Below are 1,986 nucleotides of genomic sequence, written 5' to 3' on the forward strand. Positions count from 1 at the left end.
GACCTGCTGGCCTGGGCGCCCCCGCCCCGCGAGGGCGGTGCGGCGCAGGCCGTGGCGCTGCCCGGGTACAGCGACTTCCGGCTCGTCGCGCACGGCGGCGAGGGCACCGTCTACCGGGCCACCCAGGACGGGCTGGGGCGCGACGTCGCGGTGAAGGTGCTGGACGTGACCGACCAGGGCACGATCAGCCGGTTCCAGCGCGAGCTGGAGATCACCGTCCGGCTCGGCCGCCAGCACCCGCACATCGTCACCGTGCTGGACACCGGGGTGATCGCCGGTCGGCCGTGCATCGTGATGGAGTACTACGACCTGGGCTCGCTGCACGACCGGTTGCAGCAGCGCGGGCCGCTGCCGGTGCACGAGGTGGTGGCGGCGGGGGTCGCGGTGGCGGACGCGCTGTCGTTCGCGCACGGGCAGGGCATCCTGCACCGGGACGTGAAGCCGCAGAACATCCTGGTGCTGCCCACGTCGTACGTGCTGGCCGACTTCGGCATCGCGCGGGGCGCGGACGCGGCGCACACGGCGTCGTTGCAGATGGTGAGCTACCGGCACGCGGCTCCGCAGATGGTGGACGGCCGACCGCCCGCCGCGGCCGACGACGTGTGGTCGCTGGGGTCGACGCTGTTCACGCTGCTCGACGGGCAGCCGCCGTTCGCGTCGGACAACCCCGGCGAGGACACCGTGCTGGCCTACCTCGGTCGGGTGCGGGAGGCGCCGCCCCGGTCGCTGCTGCGCCGGGACGTGCCCGCCGAGCTGGTGGCGATCATCCTGCGGTGCCTGCGCAAGTCGCGGGAGGAGCGGTTCCCGGACGCGGCGTCGGTGCGGGCGGCGCTGGCGGCGGTGCCCACCTGGACCCCGCAGTCCACAGTGGACCCGGATCGCACGGCGGCCGTGCGGCGGGAGGTGCCCGAGCGCTACCCGGACGGTCCGACGGAGCTGCCCGACTTCGGGCCGGTGCCGGTGGTGGAGGCCGCGCCGGAACCGGTCGTCGTCGAGCCCGAGCCGGTGAGGACGTGGACCGAGGACCTGGCCGACCTGACGGTGCGCCACCACACCGCGCCCCGACCGGTCGTGCCGCCGCCCGCGCCGCCGTTGGTGGAGCTGCCCGAGCCGCCGCCGCGCCGGCCGCGCAGGTCGTGGACGTTGGCGGCGGTGGGCGCGGTGGTCGTGGGCGTGGTGGTCGGGGTGGCGTTGAGCCTGCCGGGGCGGTCGGACGAGGCCGCGGGTCCGTCGTCCGCGGTGCCCGTCACCACTTCTATTTCTACTTCTGTGGCCGCGACGGTGACGGCGTCGGCGAGCCTGCCGGAGGGCGGTGACCCGAGCTTCCGCCCGGTGCTCAAGCGGTTGGAGGACGGGGGTGACCGGATCGAGCTGTTCTGGTCGGATCCGAGCGACGGCAACGCCCAGTTCGTGCTCGTGGACGTGACGGGTCCGTCGGCCAAGCCGTTGGTGACGGTGGCGGCGGGCGCGACGTCACACGTGCTGGAGGGCTTGGAGCCGAAGGCGCCGCAGTACTGCTTCCAGGTGCTCGCGATCGGTCTGGAGGACCCGACGACGCAGCGGGGCGCATCGGCCCGCACGTGCGCCGTGCGCAACGGCTAACGCCGCCACAGGGGCCGCGGGTCGACCGCCGAAAACAGCCTGCGGTACCAGGGAACCGCCTGCCGCAACCCACTCCGCACCTGCCGTGCCAACCGCCAGGCCGCCGTTCCCCGTTCGTCGGTCCCGGGTTCGCTCTTCGCCGTTCCGCGCATCCTTGCGGCGCTCTGCGTGTTCGATGTGCTCGATGTGCTCGGGGCGAAGGCTGCGTGGTCCGCCCGCTGTGCCAGCTCCACCGCCGCTTGCGACCCCAGGTCCGCCGCGATGTCCGGCGCGGTCCGGTCGGGGCGCGGGGTCCGGCCGGCCAGCAGCAGTCCGTCCAGCACGTACGCCCACGCGCCGGCCGCACCCGCCGCACGCAGGCGTCTCCGCCGCGCCAACCGGGCC

2 protein-coding genes are annotated in these 1,986 nt (G+C 74.7%); one reads left to right on the forward strand and one right to left on the reverse strand.

Annotation, left to right across the window (positions count from 1 at the left end; all coding sequences use genetic code 11):
* Positions 1-1,602: serine/threonine-protein kinase (locus AB0G02_RS37250; RefSeq protein WP_360804328.1), on the forward strand; the 1,602-nt coding region annotated here is incomplete at its 5' end.
* Here the strand turns inward: AB0G02_RS37250 and AB0G02_RS37255 are convergent.
* Positions 1,599-1,986, reverse strand: a 388-nt coding sequence (locus tag AB0G02_RS37255) for a hypothetical protein (protein ID WP_360804330.1), incomplete at its 5' end; no start/stop codon positions are given. The two genes, AB0G02_RS37250 and AB0G02_RS37255, sit on opposite strands and share 4 nt — an antisense overlap.

The organism is Actinosynnema sp. NPDC023658 (assembly GCF_040639995.1).
In the GTDB taxonomy this organism is placed as follows: domain Bacteria; phylum Actinomycetota; class Actinomycetes; order Mycobacteriales; family Pseudonocardiaceae; genus Actinosynnema.